Source organism: Pseudoalteromonas sp. SG45-2, assembly GCF_014164115.1.
GTDB lineage: Bacteria > Pseudomonadota > Gammaproteobacteria > Enterobacterales > Alteromonadaceae > Pseudoalteromonas > Pseudoalteromonas distincta.
Genome location: NZ_JACJEO010000028.1, coordinates 34734 through 56677, shown reverse-complemented (window position 1 = coordinate 56677; position 21944 = coordinate 34734). Strand labels below are relative to the sequence as shown.

Annotated in this window: 21 protein-coding genes; all 21 read right to left on the bottom strand. The window is 39.5% G+C overall.

The window, feature by feature from the left end:
• Window positions 1-393: 393 nt before the first annotated feature.
• Window positions 394-2178, bottom strand: coding sequence for a choice-of-anchor I family protein (locus H5116_RS17770; RefSeq protein WP_182716747.1), 1785 nt, complete (start codon window positions 2176-2178; stop codon window positions 394-396).
• Window positions 2179-2334: 156 nt separating this feature from the next.
• Entirely contained in the window at window positions 2335-2940 is a 606-nt protein-coding gene (locus tag H5116_RS20435; RefSeq protein WP_182716746.1) for a DUF1240 domain-containing protein, read from the bottom strand.
• On the bottom strand, window positions 2937-3299 hold the full coding sequence (locus tag H5116_RS20430) for a hypothetical protein (RefSeq protein ID WP_259398866.1): 363 nt from the start codon (window positions 3297-3299) through the stop codon (window positions 2937-2939). The genes H5116_RS20435 and H5116_RS20430 overlap by 4 nt, the downstream gene beginning before the upstream one ends.
• Window positions 3299-3598 (bottom strand): hypothetical protein, encoded by a 300-nt coding sequence (locus H5116_RS20425; RefSeq protein WP_259398865.1) that lies wholly within the window; start codon window positions 3596-3598, stop codon window positions 3299-3301. Before H5116_RS20425 ends, H5116_RS20430 begins: the two co-directional genes overlap by 1 nt.
• Before the next feature lie 247 nt (window positions 3599-3845).
• Entirely contained in the window at window positions 3846-5204 is a 1359-nt protein-coding gene (gene glmU, locus H5116_RS17755; protein WP_182716745.1) for a bifunctional UDP-N-acetylglucosamine diphosphorylase/glucosamine-1-phosphate N-acetyltransferase GlmU, read from the bottom strand.
• Window positions 5205-5508: 304 nt separating this feature from the next.
• On the bottom strand, window positions 5509-5931 hold the full coding sequence (locus H5116_RS17750) for a F0F1 ATP synthase subunit epsilon (protein WP_004335277.1): 423 nt from the start codon (window positions 5929-5931) through the stop codon (window positions 5509-5511).
• A gap of 13 nt (window positions 5932-5944) precedes the next feature.
• On the bottom strand, window positions 5945-7330 hold the full coding sequence (gene atpD, locus H5116_RS17745; RefSeq protein ID WP_004335274.1) for a F0F1 ATP synthase subunit beta: 1386 nt from the start codon (window positions 7328-7330) through the stop codon (window positions 5945-5947).
• A 33-nt stretch (window positions 7331-7363) separates the two neighbouring features.
• Window positions 7364-8224, bottom strand: a complete 861-nt coding sequence (atpG, locus tag H5116_RS17740; protein WP_024597176.1) for a F0F1 ATP synthase subunit gamma — start codon at window positions 8222-8224, stop codon at window positions 7364-7366.
• A 60-nt stretch (window positions 8225-8284) separates the two neighbouring features.
• The gene (gene atpA / locus H5116_RS17735; protein ID WP_004335270.1) at window positions 8285-9826 is read right to left on the bottom strand and encodes a F0F1 ATP synthase subunit alpha; all 1542 of its coding nucleotides are present in this window, start codon (window positions 9824-9826) and stop codon (window positions 8285-8287) included.
• A 14-nt stretch (window positions 9827-9840) separates the two neighbouring features.
• Complete coding sequence (atpH, locus tag H5116_RS17730) at window positions 9841-10374, bottom strand: F0F1 ATP synthase subunit delta (protein ID WP_004335267.1); 534 nt, start codon at window positions 10372-10374, stop codon at window positions 9841-9843.
• Window positions 10375-10390: 16 nt separating this feature from the next.
• Complete coding sequence (gene atpF / locus H5116_RS17725; protein ID WP_004335264.1) at window positions 10391-10861, bottom strand: F0F1 ATP synthase subunit B; 471 nt, start codon at window positions 10859-10861, stop codon at window positions 10391-10393.
• A 41-nt stretch (window positions 10862-10902) separates the two neighbouring features.
• Window positions 10903-11136: a F0F1 ATP synthase subunit C gene (gene atpE / locus H5116_RS17720; RefSeq protein ID WP_004335261.1), complete on the bottom strand. Its 234-nt coding sequence runs from the start codon at window positions 11134-11136 to the stop codon at window positions 10903-10905.
• A gap of 56 nt (window positions 11137-11192) precedes the next feature.
• Window positions 11193-12050: a F0F1 ATP synthase subunit A gene (atpB, locus tag H5116_RS17715; protein WP_024597178.1), complete on the bottom strand. Its 858-nt coding sequence runs from the start codon at window positions 12048-12050 to the stop codon at window positions 11193-11195.
• 14 nt (window positions 12051-12064) lie between these two features.
• Entirely contained in the window at window positions 12065-12445 is a 381-nt protein-coding gene (locus H5116_RS17710; RefSeq protein WP_004335240.1) for an ATP synthase subunit I, read from the bottom strand.
• Between the two features lie 142 nt (window positions 12446-12587).
• A complete protein-coding gene (locus tag H5116_RS17705) occupies window positions 12588-13514 on the bottom strand; it encodes a ParB/RepB/Spo0J family partition protein (RefSeq protein WP_182716744.1) in 927 nt (308 codons plus the stop codon).
• A gap of 20 nt (window positions 13515-13534) precedes the next feature.
• Complete coding sequence (locus tag H5116_RS17700) at window positions 13535-14320, bottom strand: ParA family protein (RefSeq protein WP_004335235.1); 786 nt, start codon at window positions 14318-14320, stop codon at window positions 13535-13537.
• 14 nt (window positions 14321-14334) lie between these two features.
• On the bottom strand, window positions 14335-14955 hold the full coding sequence (rsmG, locus tag H5116_RS17695) for a 16S rRNA (guanine(527)-N(7))-methyltransferase RsmG (protein ID WP_004335232.1): 621 nt from the start codon (window positions 14953-14955) through the stop codon (window positions 14335-14337).
• A 15-nt stretch (window positions 14956-14970) separates the two neighbouring features.
• Window positions 14971-16860: a tRNA uridine-5-carboxymethylaminomethyl(34) synthesis enzyme MnmG gene (gene mnmG / locus H5116_RS17690; RefSeq protein WP_004335230.1), complete on the bottom strand. Its 1890-nt coding sequence runs from the start codon at window positions 16858-16860 to the stop codon at window positions 14971-14973.
• 428 nt (window positions 16861-17288) lie between these two features.
• Window positions 17289-17738 carry an FMN-binding protein MioC gene (gene mioC / locus H5116_RS17685; protein ID WP_024604761.1) on the bottom strand — a complete coding sequence of 150 codons (450 nt, stop codon included), beginning with the start codon at window positions 17736-17738 and terminating at the stop codon, window positions 17289-17291.
• Window positions 17739-18799: 1061 nt separating this feature from the next.
• Window positions 18800-20164, bottom strand: coding sequence for a tRNA uridine-5-carboxymethylaminomethyl(34) synthesis GTPase MnmE (gene mnmE / locus H5116_RS17680; protein ID WP_007584209.1), 1365 nt, complete (start codon window positions 20162-20164; stop codon window positions 18800-18802).
• Window positions 20165-20298: 134 nt separating this feature from the next.
• A complete protein-coding gene (gene yidC, locus H5116_RS17675; protein WP_024597181.1) occupies window positions 20299-21936 on the bottom strand; it encodes a membrane protein insertase YidC in 1638 nt (545 codons plus the stop codon).
• Between the last annotated feature and the right edge of the window lie 8 nt (window positions 21937-21944).

Here is a 21944-nt window from a genome sequence, read left to right as displayed (position 1 = left end):
AAGAACGTTTTGAGTCGCTTTAGCGTCTCAAGGGATGCGAATAATACACCCTTTATTTTTCGAGTCAACACTTTGTTTTAAACTTTCTTTTTAGAAGATTTAAAACCGAAGTTTTATTTAACTCTGTGAGTAGTTCGTGCCTCGCTATGCGTTGCTGTTTCCCGTCTCAGTGGGGTCGCATTATAGGGAGATTCGAGCGGGGGTCAATGTTTTATTTCAGCTTTTTGACAATTAAATGAATTTAGTATGAAAGCTATACAAATAAAGGGCTACAGGATACTTTTAGTTTAAAAAACACGCACAATATAAGTATCTATTGATGAGGTATTAGTAAGGTTTAAACTAAGCTGTATGTTAAACAAACAACACACAGCTTTATTTTAAATTAAAGGTTTATTTAGATGCTATTTCCCATACGGCAATGGAGCCTGATATTTCATTTCCAACGATTAATAGTGGGTTTCCTGTAGCACTTTGCTCAGCTGGAACGAATTCCATTCCTTCAGGCGCTAAATCGCCTGTAATATTAGCGTCTTTAATTAAGCCTCTATTATAGAAGTAGTCTTCAAACTGCACATTATATGGATTGGTAATATCATAAACCATAATCCCACCCATACGCTCGAGCCCTATAAAAGCAAATGTACGATCGTCAATTTTACCAATAGTCAGCGCTTCTGGCTCTGCGCCTTTATCATCTGAACGTGAGTCACCTTTGTTTTCATCTTCATTGTTGTTAAATGCTTCACCATGAACCGATGCAGTAATACGACCTATATCATCGCCTGAATCAAACACCACCAGCCCATTGCTGTCCAAAATGGTAAACGAACGTGCACCATAAGCATAAAGCGATTCGTATTGACCATCATTATTAGTATCGCCTTTTATTGTTGTTACTTTTAAGCGACCAATATCGTTATCGTCGTTATTTAAGTAATCAAAATTAGCTGCAAGCGTTAAGTCTTCAACGCGGCTCTCATCTATATAAGCTAAGCAGCCGTCGTCTTTATCGTAATCAAGTCCCCCCTTTGCTATACAATCTGCTTCATCCGTTGTATCAAAAAAGTATTCTCTTGCGTCACCTTCGTTGGCAGTGACTATAAAGTTAGCGCCTTTCCAACTAAAGCTTGAGATAGTATCGGGCTGGTACATACCATAGAGCCCTGGGTATGATTTAAAATTAACGCCGCCATCTTTATCTGAGGCATCAAGTTGTAAGCTTGACCAATCTTTAAAGCCTAAGCCCTTTAGCTCAAGGCTGTTGTCTTGTAGGTTAACTATTGCAAGTGCATTGTTTTCTTGAATAGATACATAAGCGTATTTGTTATCTTTAGAAATGCTAACGTACTCGGGCTCTAAATCCATAGCTACTGTGGTATTTATCAGATTACCGTTAATAGTACGACCATTGGGGTTTGCAAAAACGACCCCTTGCGCTTCTAGTTCGGTTTGTTTGTTGCTATAGGCTTTAAAATCAATATTTATTGCCGTATCGGCTATTACATTATTTGTTATATCGATAATACTAATAGAACCTTCAGGATCTACGCTGTAGTCGCCACTTGGTTCACCTTCGTTAGCAACCACTGCCTTTGCGCCATCATGGGTGAACGTCACCATGTCTGGTAAAAATCCGACTGTAACATTTTTAATAAATACAGGTGAGTCGCCGCTTATATCGTAAAAAGCAATTTGACCTGCATCACCCGTGCTTTTAGCAGCCATTGCGACCGCTAGTAAATTATTATTTTCATCAATAGCAATGCTGTTTGCATCGCCTTGGGTATGCTCGTTTAAAGACAACGTAATAACGGACGTTAAATTTGTGGCGCTGATAACCCCTTCGTTATCTTTAACGAGTGCGGCAGTATCAAAGGTATCGGCGGGTAAAATATTAATAACAGCGTCATCGCCTGAACTGTTAATAGCGTAAATCCATTTTTTAGATGCTTGGTAAGCAACTATTTCAGCGGCACCTTCTGGACTTTGTGCATTTAATACTCCTCTTCCTACGAGGCTAATATTTAATACTGAATTAGCATTTACACCATTTATCCCATTTGCGCCTTGTTCTCCCTGTAATCCTTGAGAGCCGTTTTGGCCATCGTCACCATCAAGTGAGCAACCAGTAAGAACAGATATAAGTGACAGCGCAATAATTGATTTTTTAAACATTTGATTTTCCTTAGTATTGTATTTGCTAAATATCAACACACAGGCATGACAAGATTATGGCAATTTTATTTTGATTAGCTTTCGGCAATAAAAAAGCGAGTATATAACTCGCTTGAAGCTAAGGAGTACTTATTGCCCATGAAAGCAGGTTTGTAGCTAAAACCTATTAATATACTCATTACGCCTTTTTCGAGTTTCTTTTATAAACTCTTTTAGCTCATCAACAGAAGGCTCAATACCTTGTTGGTTTTTTTGCTCGAACCAATCGGCTATATCACTGATTATGACAGAGCCATCTTGTAAGCATAACTCATCGTTTTTTAGCCAAACATCAGGTGCTCGAAGTGAGGATCCTGTATACCAACTACAATAAGTGTAACCTTTGCTTTTTAAATTAGACTCTATGACAAGATTCGTCGGGATTGATAGAATTAATAAAACAATTAAACCTACAACTGCACTTTTAAATGCATTAATTAAAGTTAACTTTATATCAAACCCCAAAAAACGCTGTAAAGTCGATAAAAACGTTAGAAATAGGCAAGGTAATAATAAAAAAGATAATAGTATGGTGGCTTGCTCTTTGATAAAAAATTGAGGCTGACTAACTAAAAATATAGTTTCCACTTCGGAAAAAAAGTTTAAGGCTATTTTGTAGCACAGCCCTCCACTAGCAATTAACAAGAAAAAAACAGATGCTAATTCTTTAATATTTACAAGAGATAACTTTTTATCTGCTTTTTTCCATTCTAAAAACTTCACAAGTTATAAGACCTAGTTTTTTTAAACATAGGAACTCCAAAGATTTCATGTAAAAATTCATTTGGATTTTCTTTATATTCGCTATTAATTTTTTGCGCTCCAGCCTTAATTTTAATTACACCACTCTGTATCTTATTTTCAATATTTCTTAACTCATCAGAAAGTACTTTTACATAATTACTGGTATCCGAAAATGCAATTGAAAAAGCCACCCCTACGATTACAACAACCAACAAGGGCATTAATAATGTAGCAGCAATTATTGTTGCTAAACCAGCTGCCGATGCGACACCTAATATTGTACTAATAGTCACAATAGCGGCTCCAACTACAGCCATATCTACGGCTACACCTGCCACTAAGTCATGCCATTTTTTTGATCGTTTAAAAGATAGTCTGTAGCATGAAATGTCACTGAAATTACTAGAGTGAGTACAAACCCACCCTTTATGGCTTTTACAGCTTCTAATTTACCGACACCGATAGTAAAAAGTTTGGGGTTACTTGCTAAATAACGAGTACCCGTTAAATGAGCTCTGATACCAGGGTAAGAAGACATTATAATAGCGGGGGAACCATTATAAACTTTAATTTTAAACTTACCGAAAACACTACCTTGGCGCTGCATTGCAGCCGCTATAATGGCTAATGCCTTCATATCATCAAATAAAGGGTATAACCCACCTCCTGTCTTTAATGGATCGTTAATTCGTTTCTATTTACCTGATAGAAGACTTTTAATTTGATTTTGACGTTGCCTTTCGGCAATAGCACAGCGAGCATATGCTGATATAAGAGTTCCTTGAGGGTATTTTTTAATCCGTTAACCATTAGTTTAAATAACAGCCAAAATATAAACAATAAAAAAGCGAGTATATAACTCGCTTTAAAAAGGTGTTGGCTTATTATTTTTTAACTGGGCGTTTCCAACCCGTTAAATTACGCTGTTTAGAGCGTGCTATTGCTAATTGGTTATCTTCAACGGTACTGGTGATCACAGAGCCTGCACCAATTGTTGCAGTTGCACCTATATTTACTGGGGCAACGAGTGATGAATTAGAGCCAATAAAAGCATTATCGCCAATAATAGTTTTTGATTTATTAACACCATCGTAATTGCAGGTAATAGTACCAGCGCCAATATTCACCTTTTCGCCAATTTCAGCATCACCTAAGTAACTTAAGTGGTTGGCTTTTGAGCCTTTGCCTAAACGGGTTTTTTTCATCTCAACAAAGTTACCAATGTGTGAGTCTTCTTCCATAACAGCGCCAGGGCGAAGGCGAGCATAAGGGCCCAGCGTACATTTAGCAGCTACGCTTGCATCTTCAATTAGGGTATTAGCCTTTATTACCACGTTATCGCCTATGGTACAGTTTTTAAGTACACAGTTAGGGCCAATTTGTACATTGTTACCAAGGGTCACATTACCTTCAAAGATAACGTTTATATCAACTAATACGTCTTCGCCTGTTTTAACATTGCCACGCACATCTATACGGGCAGGGTCGGCCAGGGTAGCGCCATTTAACATTAACTCTTCTGCTTGCCATGCTTGGTAAGCGCGCTCTAAGCCTGCAAGTTGTACACGGTTATTTGCGCCTTCAACTTCCATTGCATGATCTGGCTGCGCGGAAGTGATCTCTACGCCTTCACTGTGAGCCATTGCAACGATATCTGTTAAGTAGTACTCGCCTTGTGCATTATTGTTAGATAAGTTACCTAACCATGTTTTTAATAGCTTACCGTTAACAGCCATAATGCCTGTATTTACTTCGTTAATAAGTAACTGCTCTGAGCTTGCATCTTTTTGCTCAACAATACCGACTAACTTACCACCAACACGAAGCATGCGACCATAGCCATTTGGGTTTACCAAATTTACCGTTAATACCGCTAAACCATTTTTAGGTGTTGCAGCTAATAAACGCTCTAGAGTTGATTGTTTTGTTAGCGGTACATCGCCGTATAAAATCAATACTGTGTCTTCATCGTTAATATGAGAGTTGGCTTGCGCTACTGCGTGGCCAGTACCGAGTTGTTCTGCTTGAAGTACCCAATTTACATCGTTATCGGCAAGTTGTTGTTGTAATAGATCGCCGCCGTGTCCGTAAACTAAGTTTGTAGTCGTTGCACCTAATGCCATCGCATTATCAATAACGTGCTGTACCATTGGTTTACCTGCAACATTGTGCAAAACTTTAGGTAGAGCAGAGCGCATACGAGTACCTTTACCCGCAGCAAGAATAACAGTTGTTAGAGCCATTAAAACAATTTCCTTTTTCCGTTGTTTTAGCTAAATAAGTATTATGTTTGTGCAGAAGATTACGTAAATCACTTCTTGTGCAGATACTCAGTAGGTTAGTTTATTCGTACTGAATCTTGACTGAAAAACACACTTAATTGGATGACGTTATTGTAGCGAGGATTGGTGAAGGATATAAGTGATAAAGCACAGATAATAGTCTGATAGACCTGTTATTTAACAATTATAAATAAGCGATACACCATGTTTAAATTACAGACACAAAAAAGCCCACATAAAGTGGGCTTTTCAAAACCGGATAGGCTTACTTGTGACGTAATTGCTGAATTACGCGTAACTGAGCAACTGCTTCTGCCAGTCGCGTAGCCGCTTGTTGATAATCAAACTCAACAGCTGACGAATTCGCCATATGTTCTTCAGCTTCACGTTTAGCTTTTTGTACAGAATCTTCATCTAAATCTTCACCACGAACCGCAGTATCTGCAAGAATCGTGATGTGATTTGGTTGAACTTCTAATGTACCGCCAGCAACATATAACACATCTTCGTGACCATATTGCTTAACTAAACGTACCATACCAGGTTTAAGGGCAGTTAGTAGTGGAGCATGACCTAGGTTTACACCCAGCTCGCCTTCACTACCAGATACTTGAATCGATTCAACAAGACCAGAGAACAAGCTCTGCTCTGCGCTTACTACGTCAAGATGTACAGTCATAGCTGTCATACTACCCTCCTAGTTACATGCCTTTGGCTTTTTCTTGAGCTTCTTCGATAGAGCCAACCATGTAAAACGCTTGCTCTGGAAGCTCATCAAACTCGCCGTTTAAAATGCCTTTGAAGCCAGCAATTGTATCTTTCAGTGATACGTATTTACCAGACGCGCCTGTAAACACCTCTGCCACGAAGAATGGCTGAGATAGGAAACGTTGGATTTTACGTGCACGAGATACAAGTTGCTTATCTTCGTCAGAAAGCTCGTCCATACCTAGGATTGCAATGATGTCTTTAAGTTCTTTGTAACGCTGAAGAACTGTTTGAACGCCACGTGCTGTATCGTAGTGCTCTTGACCAATTACTTGTGGGTCAAGTTGACGCGAAGATGAATCAAGTGGATCTACCGCTGGGTAGATACCAAGTGATGCGATATCACGTGAAAGTACTACTGTTGCGTCTAAGTGAGCAAAGGTAGTTGCTGGAGATGGATCCGTTAAATCATCCGCAGGTACGTATACCGCTTGGATTGATGTAATTGAACCAGTCTTAGTTGAAGCGATACGCTCTTGAAGCACACCCATTTCTTCAGCAAGTGTAGGCTGGTAACCTACCGCTGACGGCATACGACCAAGAAGTGCAGATACTTCAGTACCAGCAAGTGTATAACGGTAGATATTATCTACGAAGAAAAGTACATCGCGACCTTCATCACGGAACTTTTCAGCCATAGTAAGGCCTGTTAACGCTACGCGTAAACGGTTACCTGGAGGCTCGTTCATCTGACCGTATACAAGCGATACTTTATCAAGTACGTTTGAATCGTTCATCTCATGGTAGAAATCGTTACCCTCACGTGTACGCTCACCAACACCTGCGAATACTGAGTAGCCGCTGTGCTCGATTGCGATGTTACGGATAAGTTCCATCATGTTTACAGTTTTACCAACACCGGCACCACCGAATAAACCAACTTTACCACCTTTAGCAAACGGACATACAAGGTCGATAACCTTGATACCAGTTTCTAAAAGCTCAACTGAACTTGATTGCTCTTCGTATGAAGGCGCTGCACGGTGAATAGACATACGGTCTTCTTCGCCGATTGGACCCGCTTCATCGATTGGCTCACCAAGTACGTTCATGATACGACCAAGTGTTGCTTTACCAACTGGAACTTGAATCGATTCACCTGTATTCATAACTAAAGCACTACGACGTAAACCATCAGTAGTACCCATAGCGATAGTACGCACTACACCGCCACCTAGCTGTTGTTGAACTTCTAAAGTCAAACCAGCTAAATCGCCATCTGTTACTCTTAGTGCGTGGTATACCGCTGGCACGCTATCTTGTGGAAATTCAATATCCACAACGGCGCCGATAATTTGGACGACCTTACCTAAACTCATGTCTATTCCTCTCGTTAATCTTTACCCGAAGCATTAAACTGCTGCTGAGCCAGAACAAATCTCACTAATTTCTTGTGTGATTGCTGCTTGGCGAGCCTTGTTATAAACAAGCTGTAGCTCGTCCATAAGGTCACCTGCGTTATCAGTTGCAGCTTTCATTGCAACCATACGAGCAGCCTGTTCTGAGGCAGCATTTTCTACCACACCTTGGTATGCTTGAGACTCAATAAAGCGTACTAACAAAGACTCTAAAATAGCCTCTGGGTTTGGCTCGTATAAGTAATCCCATGTGTGAGCAGATACTTCTTCTTCAGCTTTTGGCAAAGGGAGTAACTGATCTATAATTGGCTCTTGCTTCATGGTATTAACGAATTTGTTATATACCAAGAATAAACGGTCTATTTTGCCTTCAGAAAATGCATCAAGCATAATTTTTACAGGACCAATAACGTCTTGTACTGAAGGTTTATCTCCTAGGCCCGCTTTTTTAGCGAGTAGTTGACCACCAAAACGTTGAAAGAAGCCTGCTGCCTTACTACCTAAAGTAGCAAATTCAGCATCAACACCTTTCTCTTTCCACGCTTTAACATCAAGTGCAACTTTCTTAAACTCGTTTGAGTTTAGACCGCCACACAGACCACGGTCTGTAGAGATAACAATATAACCAACTCGTTTCACTTCACGTTCTTTTAAGAACGGGTGAGTAAAATCAAGATTTGCTTGAGCAACACGACCAATTACTTCACGTAATTTATTAGCGTATGGACGGCTTGAAGCAACGCGTTCTTGCGCCCTTTTCATTTTAGACGCAGCAACCATTTCCATTGCGCTAGTGATCTTTTGAGTATTTTTAATACTCCCGATCTTGCTTTTAATCTCTTTTCCGCTGGCCATGACTCTCTCTCCGAATCAAGGTGTGCTTTAGTTTCCTAAAGCGCACCATTAATAACTAAATTACCAAGTTTGCGTAGACTTGAACTTCGTAAGAAGTTCTTTAAGCTGCGCTTCGATCTCGGCATTCAAGTTACCAGTTTCATTGATTTGAGCCACAAGCTCTGCGTATGTGCTAGTTGCATAAGAAAGTAAAGCTGCTTCAAAGTCACCGATTTTCGCGATTTCGATGTCTTGAAGGAAGCCTTTTTCAGCAGCAAATAACGATAAAGACATTTCAGCAACAGACATTGGCGCGTACTGTTTCTGCTTCATTAGCTCTGTTACACGCTCACCATGCTCAAGTTGAGCACGAGTTGCATCATCAAGGTCAGACGCGAACTGCGAGAACGCAGCTAATTCACGGTACTGAGCTAGGGCTAGACGAATACCGCCACCTAGTTTCTTAACGATTTTAGTTTGTGCAGCACCACCAACACGCGATACCGAGATACCAGCATTTACTGCCGGACGGATACCTGAGTTGAATAAGTCAGTTTCTAAGAAGATCTGACCATCGGTGATAGAGATAACGTTAGTCGGTACGAACGCAGAAACGTCGCCGCCTTGAGTTTCAATGATTGGCAATGCCGTCAATGAACCAGTTTTACCTTTCACTTCACCATTAGTGAACTTTTCAACGTAATCTGCGTTTACACGCGATGCACGCTCTAAAAGACGAGAGTGAAGGTAGAATACGTCACCTGGGTATGCTTCACGGCCTGGTGGACGCTTAAGTAGTAATGAAATTTGACGGTAAGCAACTGCTTGCTTAGACAAATCATCATATACGATTAATGCGTTTTCACCACGGTCACGGAAGTATTCACCCATAGTACAGCCCGCGAACGGTGCTAAGTACTGAAGTGCCGCAGATTCAGAAGCAGATGCAACAACTACGATAGTATTTGCTAGTGCACCATGCTCTTCTAATTTACGAACTACGTTTGCAATAGTAGATGCTTTTTGACCAATCGCAACGTACACACACTTAACGCCTGTGTCTTTTTGATTGATGATTGCATCGATTGCTAGTGCAGTTTTACCTGTTTGACGGTCACCGATGATAAGTTCACGTTGACCACGACCAACTGGAATCATCGCATCGATAGATTTATAACCAGTTTGAACTGGCTCATCTACTGATTTACGCTCGATTACACCAGGTGCAATTTTTTCTACAGGTTCAAACCCGTCGTTATCTAAAGCGCCTTTACCATCGATTGGAGCACCTAGTGTGTTTACAACACGACCAAGTAGACCAGGACCAACAGGAACTTCTAAAATACGACCAGTTGTATATACTTTTACGCCTTCAGTAAGGTCAGCGTACGGACCCATTACTACTGCACCAATTGAGTCGCGCTCAAGGTTTAGTGCGATAGCATAACGGCTGCCAGGAAGCTCAATCATTTCACCTTGCATACAGTCAGCAAGACCGTGGATGCGGATGATACCGTCAGTAACAGATACAATAGTACCTTCGTTACGAGCTTCACTTACAACTTCGAACTTCTCAATACGTTGTTTGATCAGATCTGAAATTTCAGTGGAATTAAGTTGCATGCTCTTTTTCCCAATTACGATTGTAGTGTTGTAGCTAAGCGGCTTAATTTACCGCGAATAGTACCGTCGATTACAGTGTCGCCAGACCTAATAATAAGTCCACCAACCACTGACGCGTCTTCACTACAATTCAGCTTAACTTTGCGTGCGAAACGTTTTTCAAGTGCCGCTACCAATGACTCTTGTTGCGCAGCAACAAGAGGAGTTGCAGAAATCACATCTACTTCGATTTCTTTATCGTATTCTGCTTTAAATTCAGCAAATAACTCAGCAACGTCAGGTAGAGCTGTCAAACGTCCATTTTCAGCCATCACCTTAACTAGGTTCTGACCTTGTTCGTTGAGCTGCTCAGCACAAAGTTGAATAAATAATTCAGCTTGTGCAGTAGCTGTAGGCATACCTGCTAAAGCAGATGATGCTTGTTCATTGCTGGCTACGTGGCCTGCAAAGAACAACATATCATTCCAGCTTTCTAGAGTGCCTTTCTCAACGGCAAGTTCAAAAGCCGCTTTAGCGTATGGGCGAGCGATAGTAGTCAAATTAGACATGCTCATACCCTCCTAATTACAGCTCAGCGACAAGTTTTTCAACGATGTCACTATGTGCGGCTTGATTAATTTCACGCTCTAAAATACGTTCTGCACCAATCACTGCCAGAGTTGCTACTTGCTTACGTAGCTCTTCTGTTATGCGATTACGTTCAGACTCAACTTCAGAGTGCCCTTGAGCAATGATACTTTCACGCTCTTGCTGACCACGAAGTGTTTCTTCGTCAACAATTAGCACTGCACGCTTTTTAGCTTGATCAATGATATCAGCCGCTTGAGCTTTTGCATCTTTAAGCTGTTCAGCAGCTTTCTTTTGCGCAAGTTCTAAGTCTTTTTCGGCTCTATCAGAGGCAGCTAAACCATCTTCGATTTTTTTCTGGCGAGCTTCAATTGCACCGTTTAGTGGTGGCCATACGTATTTCATACAAAATAATACGAACACCGTAAACGCAATCAATTCACCGATAAGAGTGGCGTTTAAGTTCACAACCGCTCCTCCTTAAATAGTAAGCTGTTCAAAAAATAAAATTAAAGTACGAACAACAATACCATAGCGATACCAACACCAATCATTGCTACAGCATCGATTAGACCAGCAAGAATAAACATCTTAACTTGTAGCGAAGGTGCAAGCTCAGGTTGACGCGCACATGCTTCAAGGAATTTACCGCCCATGTTACCAAAACCGATTGCTGTGCCGATTGCACCAAAGCCGATTAGTAAAGCTACTGCGATATACTTAAGACCTAATACTAGTTCCATTTTTTTCTCCAAAGTTTCAATTGTAAATTAAAGTTAAATATTAAAGGTTGTAAAAATTAGTGATTATCTGAGCTTGCCATACTTAGGTATACAATCGTAAGCATCATAAATACGAATGCTTGCAATACAATTACTAAGATGTGGAATACAGCCCAAACAAAATGCAATGGTAATTGCATAAATCCGATAGCGCCGATCAAGATGAAAATCAATTCACCTGCATATAAGTTACCAAACAAACGTAGCGCTAATGAAAACGGTTTAGAAACCAGCGCAATCAGTTCAAGTAATAAGTTAAACGGGATTAAAAGGATTTGTAGTGCAGTATTATTTGAACTAAACGGGTGAAGTGTTAGCTCTTTAATAAAACCACCGATGCCTTTTATTTTAATTGAGTAGCCTATCATTAAAATAAATACACCCAGCGCTAGCGCTGCAGTCATATTAATGTCTGTCGTTGGTACAATTTTCATGTACACATCGTGTGAATCCATACCAAACGCAGTTTCACCAACAAAACCAGCTAATGCAGGTAAAAAGTCAACCGGTATTAAATCCATTAAGTTCATTAAAAATATCCAAACGAATATTGTTAATGCTAATGGTGCAATAAGCTTGCTTTTACCATGGAAAGTATCACGTACGTTGTCACCAACAAACTCTACTACCATTTCAATGAAACATTGAAATTTTCCAGGTACACCTAGTGTTGATTTTTTAGCGGCACTACGAAAGATCCATAAAAATATAAGACCTAAACCGATAGACCATGCGAGGGTATCTATATGCCATGTCCAGAAACCACTATCCGTACATGCTTTATTGAAGGCGAGACCTGTATCGGTCGAACACATCTTAGCATTGGTCAAATGGTGCTGGATATGGCCAGATAGAGTAACTTCTTCTGCTGCCATGTTATATCCCAAAGTTAATGTTTAAAAAAAACGGGTGCGAACAATCCAGTAAAGAGCGCCAGTATATAAGTACTAAAAAAGGGTAATAAAATTACCGGAAAATGCTTCAGTACTAGCGCAAACAATACAATTGTTAGCATAAATTTTAATCCGTTGCCGCGTTTCAACGAGGCATACGCTTGATTTGCTCGACTTGCACCCATATGTCGGAATGCATAAAGACCAAATACAAAGTGCGGAAGTACTGCGACAACTCCACCAGCGAGTGATGAAAGCGCGGCATTGACTCCCGAACTAAAACAAATAATTACAGCAGCAACTAATGCTACAACACCCTGAAGGCAAATTAACTTTAATACGGCAAGTCGATATGGACTCGCTAACTTATCAGTCACGTTTAGTTAACCTTTATTGCGTTCTAATTGTTAGGGTGTGAAAACTGGCGAAATTATACTTAATCCTGCCAGTTTTGCAACTTGAGTAGACGCTTTGTAACACGAAATAGCTACAAATGTCCCTTTTTAGACATGTAGAAAACTAATGGTGGGTATTGTCTTGATTAATGCGATTTAAAATGCCGTCAAGTTCGTCCAAATTAGTATAAGAAATAACAAGCTTACCTTTGCCTTTTTTGTTGTAATTTATTTCTACTTTGGCACCTAGGTTTTCAGCGAGTTGTTGCTCTAACTGTTTAACATCTGGATCTTTTTCAGCTATTTCTTTAGCTGGCACGGGTTCTAAAATTGAACGAACTAACTTCTCGGTTTCACGAACGGTTAGTGCTTTAGCAACAGCTAAACGAGCAGCATCTGATTGTGCTTCTCCCTCAAGGGCTAATAAACAGCGAGCGTGCCCCATTTCAATGTCGCCATGTTCTAACAGAATTTTTACATCACTGTTTAAATTATTTAAACGAAGTAAGTTAGTTACTGTAGTGCGTGATTTGCCAACCGCATCTGCTACTTGCTGATGTGTTAGTTCAAATTCACTAAGTAAGCGATTTAACGCAACCGCTTCTTCCATGGCATTTAAGTCTTCACGTTGAATATTTTCTATTAGCGCAATAGCAACTGCAGCTTCATCTGGTACGTCTTTAATAATACAAGGTACTGTTTCAAGCTTAGCTATTTGCGCTGCACGCCAACGACGCTCACCGGCGATAATTTCAAAACTATTCTGTGCAATAGGGCGCACGACTATAGGTTGAATAATACCTTGTGAGCGAATAGAACTAGCAAGCTCTTCTAGTGCCTCTTCGGACATGTCTTTACGAGGTTGATATTTACCAGAGTGTAAAAACTCGATTGGGAGTTTTTGTAATTCACTGTTATTTGGCCCAGCCGCATTTTTTACAGCTTCAGTCACGTTTGATGTGTCTTTTTCCTTGCTTGCGCTCGGTGTAGGCTTTGACGAACTTAAAAGTGCATCGAGTCCTCGGCCTAAACCTCGTTTTTTAGCAGACATGTTATTTTTTTACCTCAAAGTTAGGCGACAACGGACGCTGTTTTTTCTTTTCTACGTAACATTTCACCAGCGAGTGCTAAATATGCTTTAGCGCCACTTGATGCCCGGTCATAATACATAGCAGGTGTACCAAAACTAGGTGCCTCTGCTAAACGAACATTACGCGGGATCACCGTACGGTATACTTTGTCGCCAAAATGTTGTTTTAATTGTTCTGATACGTCATTCGCTAAACGGTTACGCGGATCGTACATAGTACGAAGTATGCCTTCAATTTGTAAGCTAGGGTTTACTAACTTAGCAAGCTGCGTAATCGTATCCATTAATGCGGTTAACCCTTCAAGTGCATAATACTCACACTGCATTGGCACTAAAATAGAATCAGCTGCGGCCATTGCGTTAACAGTTAACATATTTAAAGAGGGTGGACAGTCGATAAAAATAAATTCGTACTGATCCTGAATTTTTTCAAGTGCGTTACGTAAACGCACTTCACGGGCAAATAATTCCATAAGTTTAACTTCTGCAGCGGTTACATCACCGTTTGCAGCAATCATATGGTATTCGCCAGACGTTTCTTTGATAATAACGTCTTCTATAGGTTTATCTTCAATGAGTAAGTCGTAAATAGTTGGTACGTCGCCGTACTTATCTACGCCACTTCCCATAGTCGCATTGCCTTGCGGATCGAGATCAATTAACAGCACTTTACGTTTCGTTGCAGCCATAGACGCAGCGAGGTTAACAGCGGTTGTAGTTTTACCCACTCCACCTTTTTGATTTGCTAATGCGATGACTTTTGCCACAGTGTCTCTGATCCCTAGTCTTTAGAAAGAATAATTAAATGTCGTTGTGCATCTAACTTAGGTACTTCTAATGCAATTTTTTGCTCAAACTTAACGCCAGTAGGTAATGACTCTAGCTCTTCACTAGGGAACACACCTTTAAGCGCTATAAATTTACCCGAATGATCAATTAAGTGCGAACACCAGTCAACCATATCTTGTAATGAAGCAAATGCACGACTGAGTACGCCATCTAATTTAACACTTGGCTGATATTCTTCAACTCTTGACTGAACAGGTGTTACGTTATCAAGGCCAAGCTCATGTTTAACATGCATTAAAAAGCGAACGCGTTTACCTAGACTATCTAGTAACACAAATTGTGTGTTAGGTAATGCAATCGCTAATACAATGCCCGGAAGGCCAGGCCCTGTGCCAACATCAATATAATGATGACCGGGTAAGTGAGGTGCAACAACTAAACTATCCATAATATGCTTAATCATCATTTCTTCAGGTAAGCGTACCGAAGTTAAATTATAAGCTTTATTCCACTTATCTAATAACTCGACGTAACGAACTAGCTGTTGCTGTTGTTTTTCCGTTAGCGCAATATCAGTTTGCGCTAACAATGTAGTTAATTGTTGCTGTAACACTATGTACCCTTATCGTTACGCAGATTTGCGTAATAAGCCTTGCTTCTTCAGATACACTAATAATAGCGAAATCGCCGCTGGGGTGATACCAGAAATACGCGATGCTTGGCCAATAGTGTCTGGACGTGACTCAATAAGCTTAGCAACAACCTCATTTGATAAACCTGATACAGTTTTGTAATCAAACTCTTTTGGTAAAATTGTTTGCTCATGACGAAGCTGCTTATTGATCTCATCTTGTTGACGCGCAATATAGCCTGCGTATTTAGTATGGATCTCAACTTGTTCAAGTGCTGCTACGTTTGTAAATTCAGATCCTAAACCGTCAATAGCCATAAGATCGTTATAACGAATCTCTGGACGACGAAGTAATTCTTCTAAACTTGCTTCACGAGTTAATGGTGTTTTTAGTAATGCATTTACTTGATCAACAACGACGTGATCTTTATGAATCCACGTATCTTTAATGCGTTGCTTCTCTTTTTCGATTACTTCCATTTTTTCGTTAAATGCCTGCCAACGTTCGTCATTAACTAAACCCAGCTCACGGCCTTTTTCAGTTAAGCGAATATCTGCATTATCTTCACGAAGTAGTAAACGGTATTCGGCACGGCTAGTAAACATGCGGTACGGTTCTTTCGTACCTAGTGTTGCTAAGTCGTCAATTAATACACCCACGTAAGCTTCATCGCGACGTGGTGTCCAAGAATCTTTACCTTGCACTTTTAACGCAGCATTCATACCTGCAATTAAGCCTTGTGCACCCGCTTCTTCATAACCGGTAGTGCCGTTAATTTGACCCGCGAAAAATAAGCCTTCGATAAATTTTGTTTCTAAAGACTGTTTTAAGTCGCGTGGATCAAAGTAGTCATATTCTATTGCATAGCCTGGTCGACAAATATGTGCATTTTCAAAACCAGAAATAGATTGCACAATCTCAAGTTGTACATCAAACGGTAAACTAGTAGAAATACCATTTGGATATAATTCGTATGATGTTAAGCCTTCAGGTTCAACAAATATTTGGTGCTTATCTTTATCCGCAAAACGTACAATTTTATCTTCAATTGATGGGCAGTAGCGTGGACCAATACCTTCAATAACACCTGAGTACATAGGTGAGCGATGTAGGTTTTTACGAATAACATCATGTGTTTTTTCGTTGGTGTAAGTGATGTAACACGGTATTTGTTGTGGGTGATCTGATTGTTTACCCATAAATGAAAATACAGGTGTTGGCATATCACCAGGCTGTGCTTCCATTTTTGTAAAATCAACAGTACGTGCATCAATACGTGGCGGAGTACCTGTTTTTAAACGATCCACTCTAAAAGGGTGTTCGCGTAAACGTTCAGCCAATGCAATCGATGGTGGATCACCAGCACGACCGCCTTTGTAATTTTCTAAACCAATGTGTATTTGGCCACCTAAAAAAGTACCCACGGTTAAAACAACACTTGGAGCACTAAAACGTAAACCCATTTGAGTTACTACGCCAGTAACACGATCGTTTTCAACAATAAGATCATCACATGATTGTTGAAAAATCTTAAGGTTATCTTGATTTTGTAATGTTGTTTGAATAGCTGCTTTGTACAAAGCGCGATCTGCTTGTGCTCGAGTTGCACGAACAGCAGGTCCTTTTGAAGAGTTTAGTGTGCGAAATTGGATCCCGCCTTTGTCAATGGCCTGTGCCATTGCACCGCCAAGCGCATCAATTTCTTTTACCAAATGACCTTTGCCAATCCCACCAATCGCTGGGTTACAAGACATTTGACCAAGGGTATCCATATTGTGAGTCAGTAGCAGGGTATTCATCCCCATACGGGCAGCTGCTAATGCGGCTTCAGTGCCAGCATGTCCACCACCTACTACGATAACGTCAAAATTTTCGTGAAAAATCATTAATGGGATCCTACTTAAATCAAACCGGTAAACTTCAAAAGGGAGCGTATTCTACCTAGAAATTGGCAGAAGATAAATGATTAAACATAGAGCAAGATCTAAGTATGTGATCTCTAATAATATAAAGGATCTTTTAAAGAGATCTTTTATTACTATAACTACTACTGATCAGCTTTTCTGTTGATAAGGTTTAGATCTTCATTTAAAACATGAAATTAGATCAGATCTAAAGGTGTTAATATGATCGGATCATCCCGCAAATAAGCTCTGATCAAAAAGGCACCTTATGCACAGGGCTGAATCAGTTGGATCTTATCCCATGGATAAGCATGCTTTAAAAAGCAGTTTATTCAATCTTTATCCACAAAATCTATTAAATTATTAGTAAATTGTGGGTAACTTTATATATAACTTTTTACTTGATCTATCTATTTTAAGCCTGTTTTGGTTATCCAAGAGTCTAACCATGCTAATGCTGTGTCTTCTGGTAGTGCTTCATCGAGAATATTAAGCTCTAAGCGTTCTGCTACTTTTATAGCGCCTTTTTGAGATAATAAGGCATCTATATTACGTCCAGCTTGGTTGTAAGTGTCATAACTGGTATCACCTAAAGCGATTACTGAGTATTTTAATTCTGATAAATCATTAGCTTGAGTCACATCTTCAACAAAGCTAATAAAGTTTTCAGGATAATCACCTGCACCATAAGTAGATGTGCAAATTAACCAAATAGTATTTTGCTGATCTATATCGCTAAATTCAGGTTGATCATGTAGTTGTGTAGTAATACCAAGGTTATTAAGCGCGTCGCTTAGTTGCTCTGCAACATACTCGGCTGATCCCATTTGGCTGCCAACAATAAGATTTACTGAACTCATGAATATTAGTGATCACATTGGTTTTAATTGCTGCCTATGATAACTGAGTGTGAGTAACAGTAAAGTTAAGAGTGCTTTTTTGTATAACTATTTTTGTGCTAATTTTACTCTTATTTGAAAGTGCCTCCTTAAGTTTTTGATATTATAGGAATTAACAAAATATCTTTAAATGTAATCTTCTGATCAAGTTGTTGATAACAGTGGGGAAAGCTCTGTTTAAACACACCTTTTAGGTTGTTTAATAATCGCTAAGTTATTGATATTACTATTTAGTGAAAGATTTAATTATAAATCTAGGCATAAAAAGCACAAGGTGATCATAATGTGGATATAAAGGTTGTTGATAACCTTAAATTTAGATCGAAAATAATTTTATTAAATGATCTAATTGAGCTGATCTAACGAAATTAATTAAAAATAAGCTTATAAACAGATAATTTTTAATAGAACATTAGGTTTTTCTCTGCGAGGTGGCTCAATTTACTATTTATTTGAGCTAAAAATTAGGTTTTGTGGATAAGTGATCTCAATATATTTAATTTAATGCGTATTTATAGCTGCTTTTTTTATGTATTTTGCTGGTGGATTAGTAGATCAAAAGTTTGATGCACTCAAATCTCGAGTCATTTTTATTAAAAAGCCGCAGTGATCGTCTGTCCATATGTTGTATAAAGTTGATTATTTAGAGTGTTTATCGTCACGTTTTAGCTCTTAAATTGAGCAAATAACATTAGTTTTTATGAGCTAGGTAATTATAAAAAAGCTATTTATAACTAACTTTTGTGTGGAGGATAACGATTTTAAAACGTATTTTTGTTTGAAATATGTATCGGTTTTGACCTTAAAATGGGTGTTACTTGCGCTATTAATACCTTACTTAAAGGCTCTTTTCACTGTCTAATCTACATGATCTGGCTGGTAATAACTATCGCTTTGGGTATGATTTTATTGGCAGAACTGGCTGGGATTGACGGTATAAATACATATTTTATAGTGAATATTTTACATAAAAAAGAGCACCTAAGTGCTCTTATAATAAACATATATCTGTAATGAGGTGCTTATTTACCAATACAAAATGAGCTAAATATCTTGCCAAGTAAGTCGTCTGAGGTAAATTCACCGGTTATTTCGTTTAAATACTGCTGTGTTAAACGTAGTTCTTCAGCCAATATTTCACCAGCAATGTGCATTTCTAATTGTGTTTTACCTGTTTCTAAATGATACGCAGCACTCTCTAGTGCATCCAAATGACGACGGCGCGCCATAAAGCCACCCTCTGTTGCGCCTTGAAAGCCTATACAGGCTTTTAAATGCTCGCGAACAAGTTCAATACCGTCAGCATTTTTAGCACTTAAGCTGATGACCGGGTATTGTTGCTCTTGCTCCATTCCGACTATATCACCCGATAAATCAGCTTTATTTCTGATGACCGTAACCCCCATACCTTCTGGTAATTTGGCCATAAATTCAGGCCAAATTTTATGCGGGTCAGTATCTATAGTGTCAGTGCCATCAAGCATAAATAAAACGCGATCGGCTTGGTTTATTTCATCCCACGCCCGTTCAATACCTATTTGTTCTACGCGGTCAGGGCTCTCTCGTAGGCCTGCGGTATCTATAATATGCAGTGGCATACCATCTATATGTATATGCTCTCGTAGTACGTCGCGAGTGGTACCGGCTATTTCTGTTACGATTGCAGCTTCACGACCGGCTAGGGCGTTTAGTAGGCTTGATTTACCGGCATTTGGGCGACCAGCAATAACAACACGCATACCTTCGCGCATGATGCTGCCTTGTTTTGCTTGGTTGGTTACGGTATTAAGCTGGGTAATAATGGCGTCTAAGTCGCCTGATACCTTACCGTCTGATAAAAAATCAATTTCTTCATCAGGAAAATCTATTGCCGCTTCTACATACATACGTAAGTGAATTACTTTTTCTACAAGCGTTTCTATGTGTTTAGAAAATTCACCTTGGAGAGACTGTAGGGCGCTTTTGGCAGCTTGTTCGCTCGTAGCATTAATTAAGTCGGCGATGGCCTCTGCTTGTGTTAAATCAAGCTTGTCATTCATAAATGCGCGCTCAGAAAACTCACCAGGCTTTGCTAAACGAACGCCCTCTATTTTACTAATTTCTTTAAGTAGCATATCAAGTACTACAGGACCGCCGTGGCCTTGTAGTTCAAGTACGTCTTCACCAGTAAATGAGTTAGGACCTGCAAAGTAAATGGCAATACCTTGGTCAAGTTGCTCGCCAGCTAGGCTTTTAAATGGCACGTAATCGGCGTAGCGAACTTTAGGAATTTTACCTACTACTTTTTCGGCGACACTTTTAGCAAGGCTACCTGAAACGCGAATAATACCAACACCACCACGTCCGGGGGCAGTTGCTTGTGCTGCAATTGTATCTTGATTGATCATGCTATTAATTTGCCAACGATGAGTAACTTTATGGCGGTATTGTAACCTATGAAATAAACACTCGCGAATACTCTGGTGAAAAACAGGCAATAAAAAAGGCGACCGAAGTCGCCTTTATATAAGTAGGAGCTTAGTTAGCCTCTTACTTTAATTCCTTTCTTTTCCATGCCACGGTAGATGATTAACATCTGGACAATAGAAATAAGGTTAGACACTAACCAGTAAAGAACTAAACCCGATGGGAACCATAAGAAGAATACAGAGAAGATAACCGGCATAAAGGTCATCATTTTTTGCTGCATTGGATCAGTTACCGTCATAGGCTGTAGTTTTTGCGTCACAAACATACTCGCACCAAATAAGATTGGTAATACGTAGTACGGGTCTTGTGCAGAAAGGTCTGTTAACCAAAAAATAAATTCAGCATGGCGAAGTTCAGTTGACTCTAAGAATACGTAGAACAAGGCTAAGAAAATTGGCATTTGTAGCAAAATAGGGAAACAGCCACCCATTGGGTTAACTTTTTCTTTTTTGTACATTTCCATAGTTGCTTGGCCGAACTTTTGACGGTCGTCACCAAACTTTTCTTTAAGAGCTGCCATTTTAGGCTGTAGGGCACGCATTTTTGCCATTGAAGTGTATTGCGCTTTAGTAAGTGGGTACATTAACGATTTAACGATAATAGTGATGGCAATAATTGCTACACCCCAGTTACCTAAAATGCTATGTAGCCATTTTAGCAATACAAATAAAGGTTGCGAAATAAACCATAACCAACCGTAATCTACAGTTAAGTCTAAGTCTGGGTGAATTGCTTCAAGAATATCTGACTCTTTCGGACCCATATAATAAGTAGCAGTTAGTGTTTGCTCACTACCAGCTTGAATATTTACAGCGGGATCTTTAGCACCAATAATAGCGGCATTACTTTTTGTAATTAAACTATAAATTGTATTTGTTTGATCCTGCATTGGAACCCAAGCACTTACAAAGTAATGTTGTATAAATGCAACATAACCACCTTGCGTGTTTTTGTTTAGGTTTTTATCAGCCATATCTGAAAAACTATACTTTTCGTATGGTTCTTCGTCAGTACCGTATGCAGCACCTAAATAGTTTTGATCAACCATGCTACCTTTTTCTTGTACGGTACGCTTAATTTGCGTGTATAGCTGTACTTGAAGAGGTGCGCTGGTAGTGTTGTTGATTTTGTATTCTAAGCCTACGTCATACTGACCTTTTTTGAATACGTATGTTTTAGTAAAACTAACACCATTACTATCAGTAAACTGAAGTGGAACGCGAAGCTCATCACCCGTTAAGGTATATGATTTTTGTTCGGTACTATAAGTAGGGCGACCGTTAGCTGATGCGTCAGGGCCATTTAAGCCAATTAAGCCACTTTGTGAAAAGTATTGTTTGCCACTATCAAGCTGACCAAGAAGCATATAAGGTGTTTCACTTCCTTTAGTTTCTTCGTATTGAAGAAGGTCTGTTTCAACAATGTCACCGCCTTTGGTGTCAATTTTAACTTTAAAAACGTCAGTTGTGATTTCAATAACTGAACGTTTAGCTAAAGTTGCTGAAGCGGGTAAACCTGAATCTGACGATGAAGGAATATAATCATCCGACTCTGGTGAATTTGCTTGTAGTGTTTGTGTTGTGGCACTTGGATCGGCTTTAGGCTTGTTGTAATCATTATCCCATTCTTGGAACAATAAAAACGACACTAGCATTAGGCCAATTAATAAAAACGTGCGTTGCGATTCCATAACAGCTC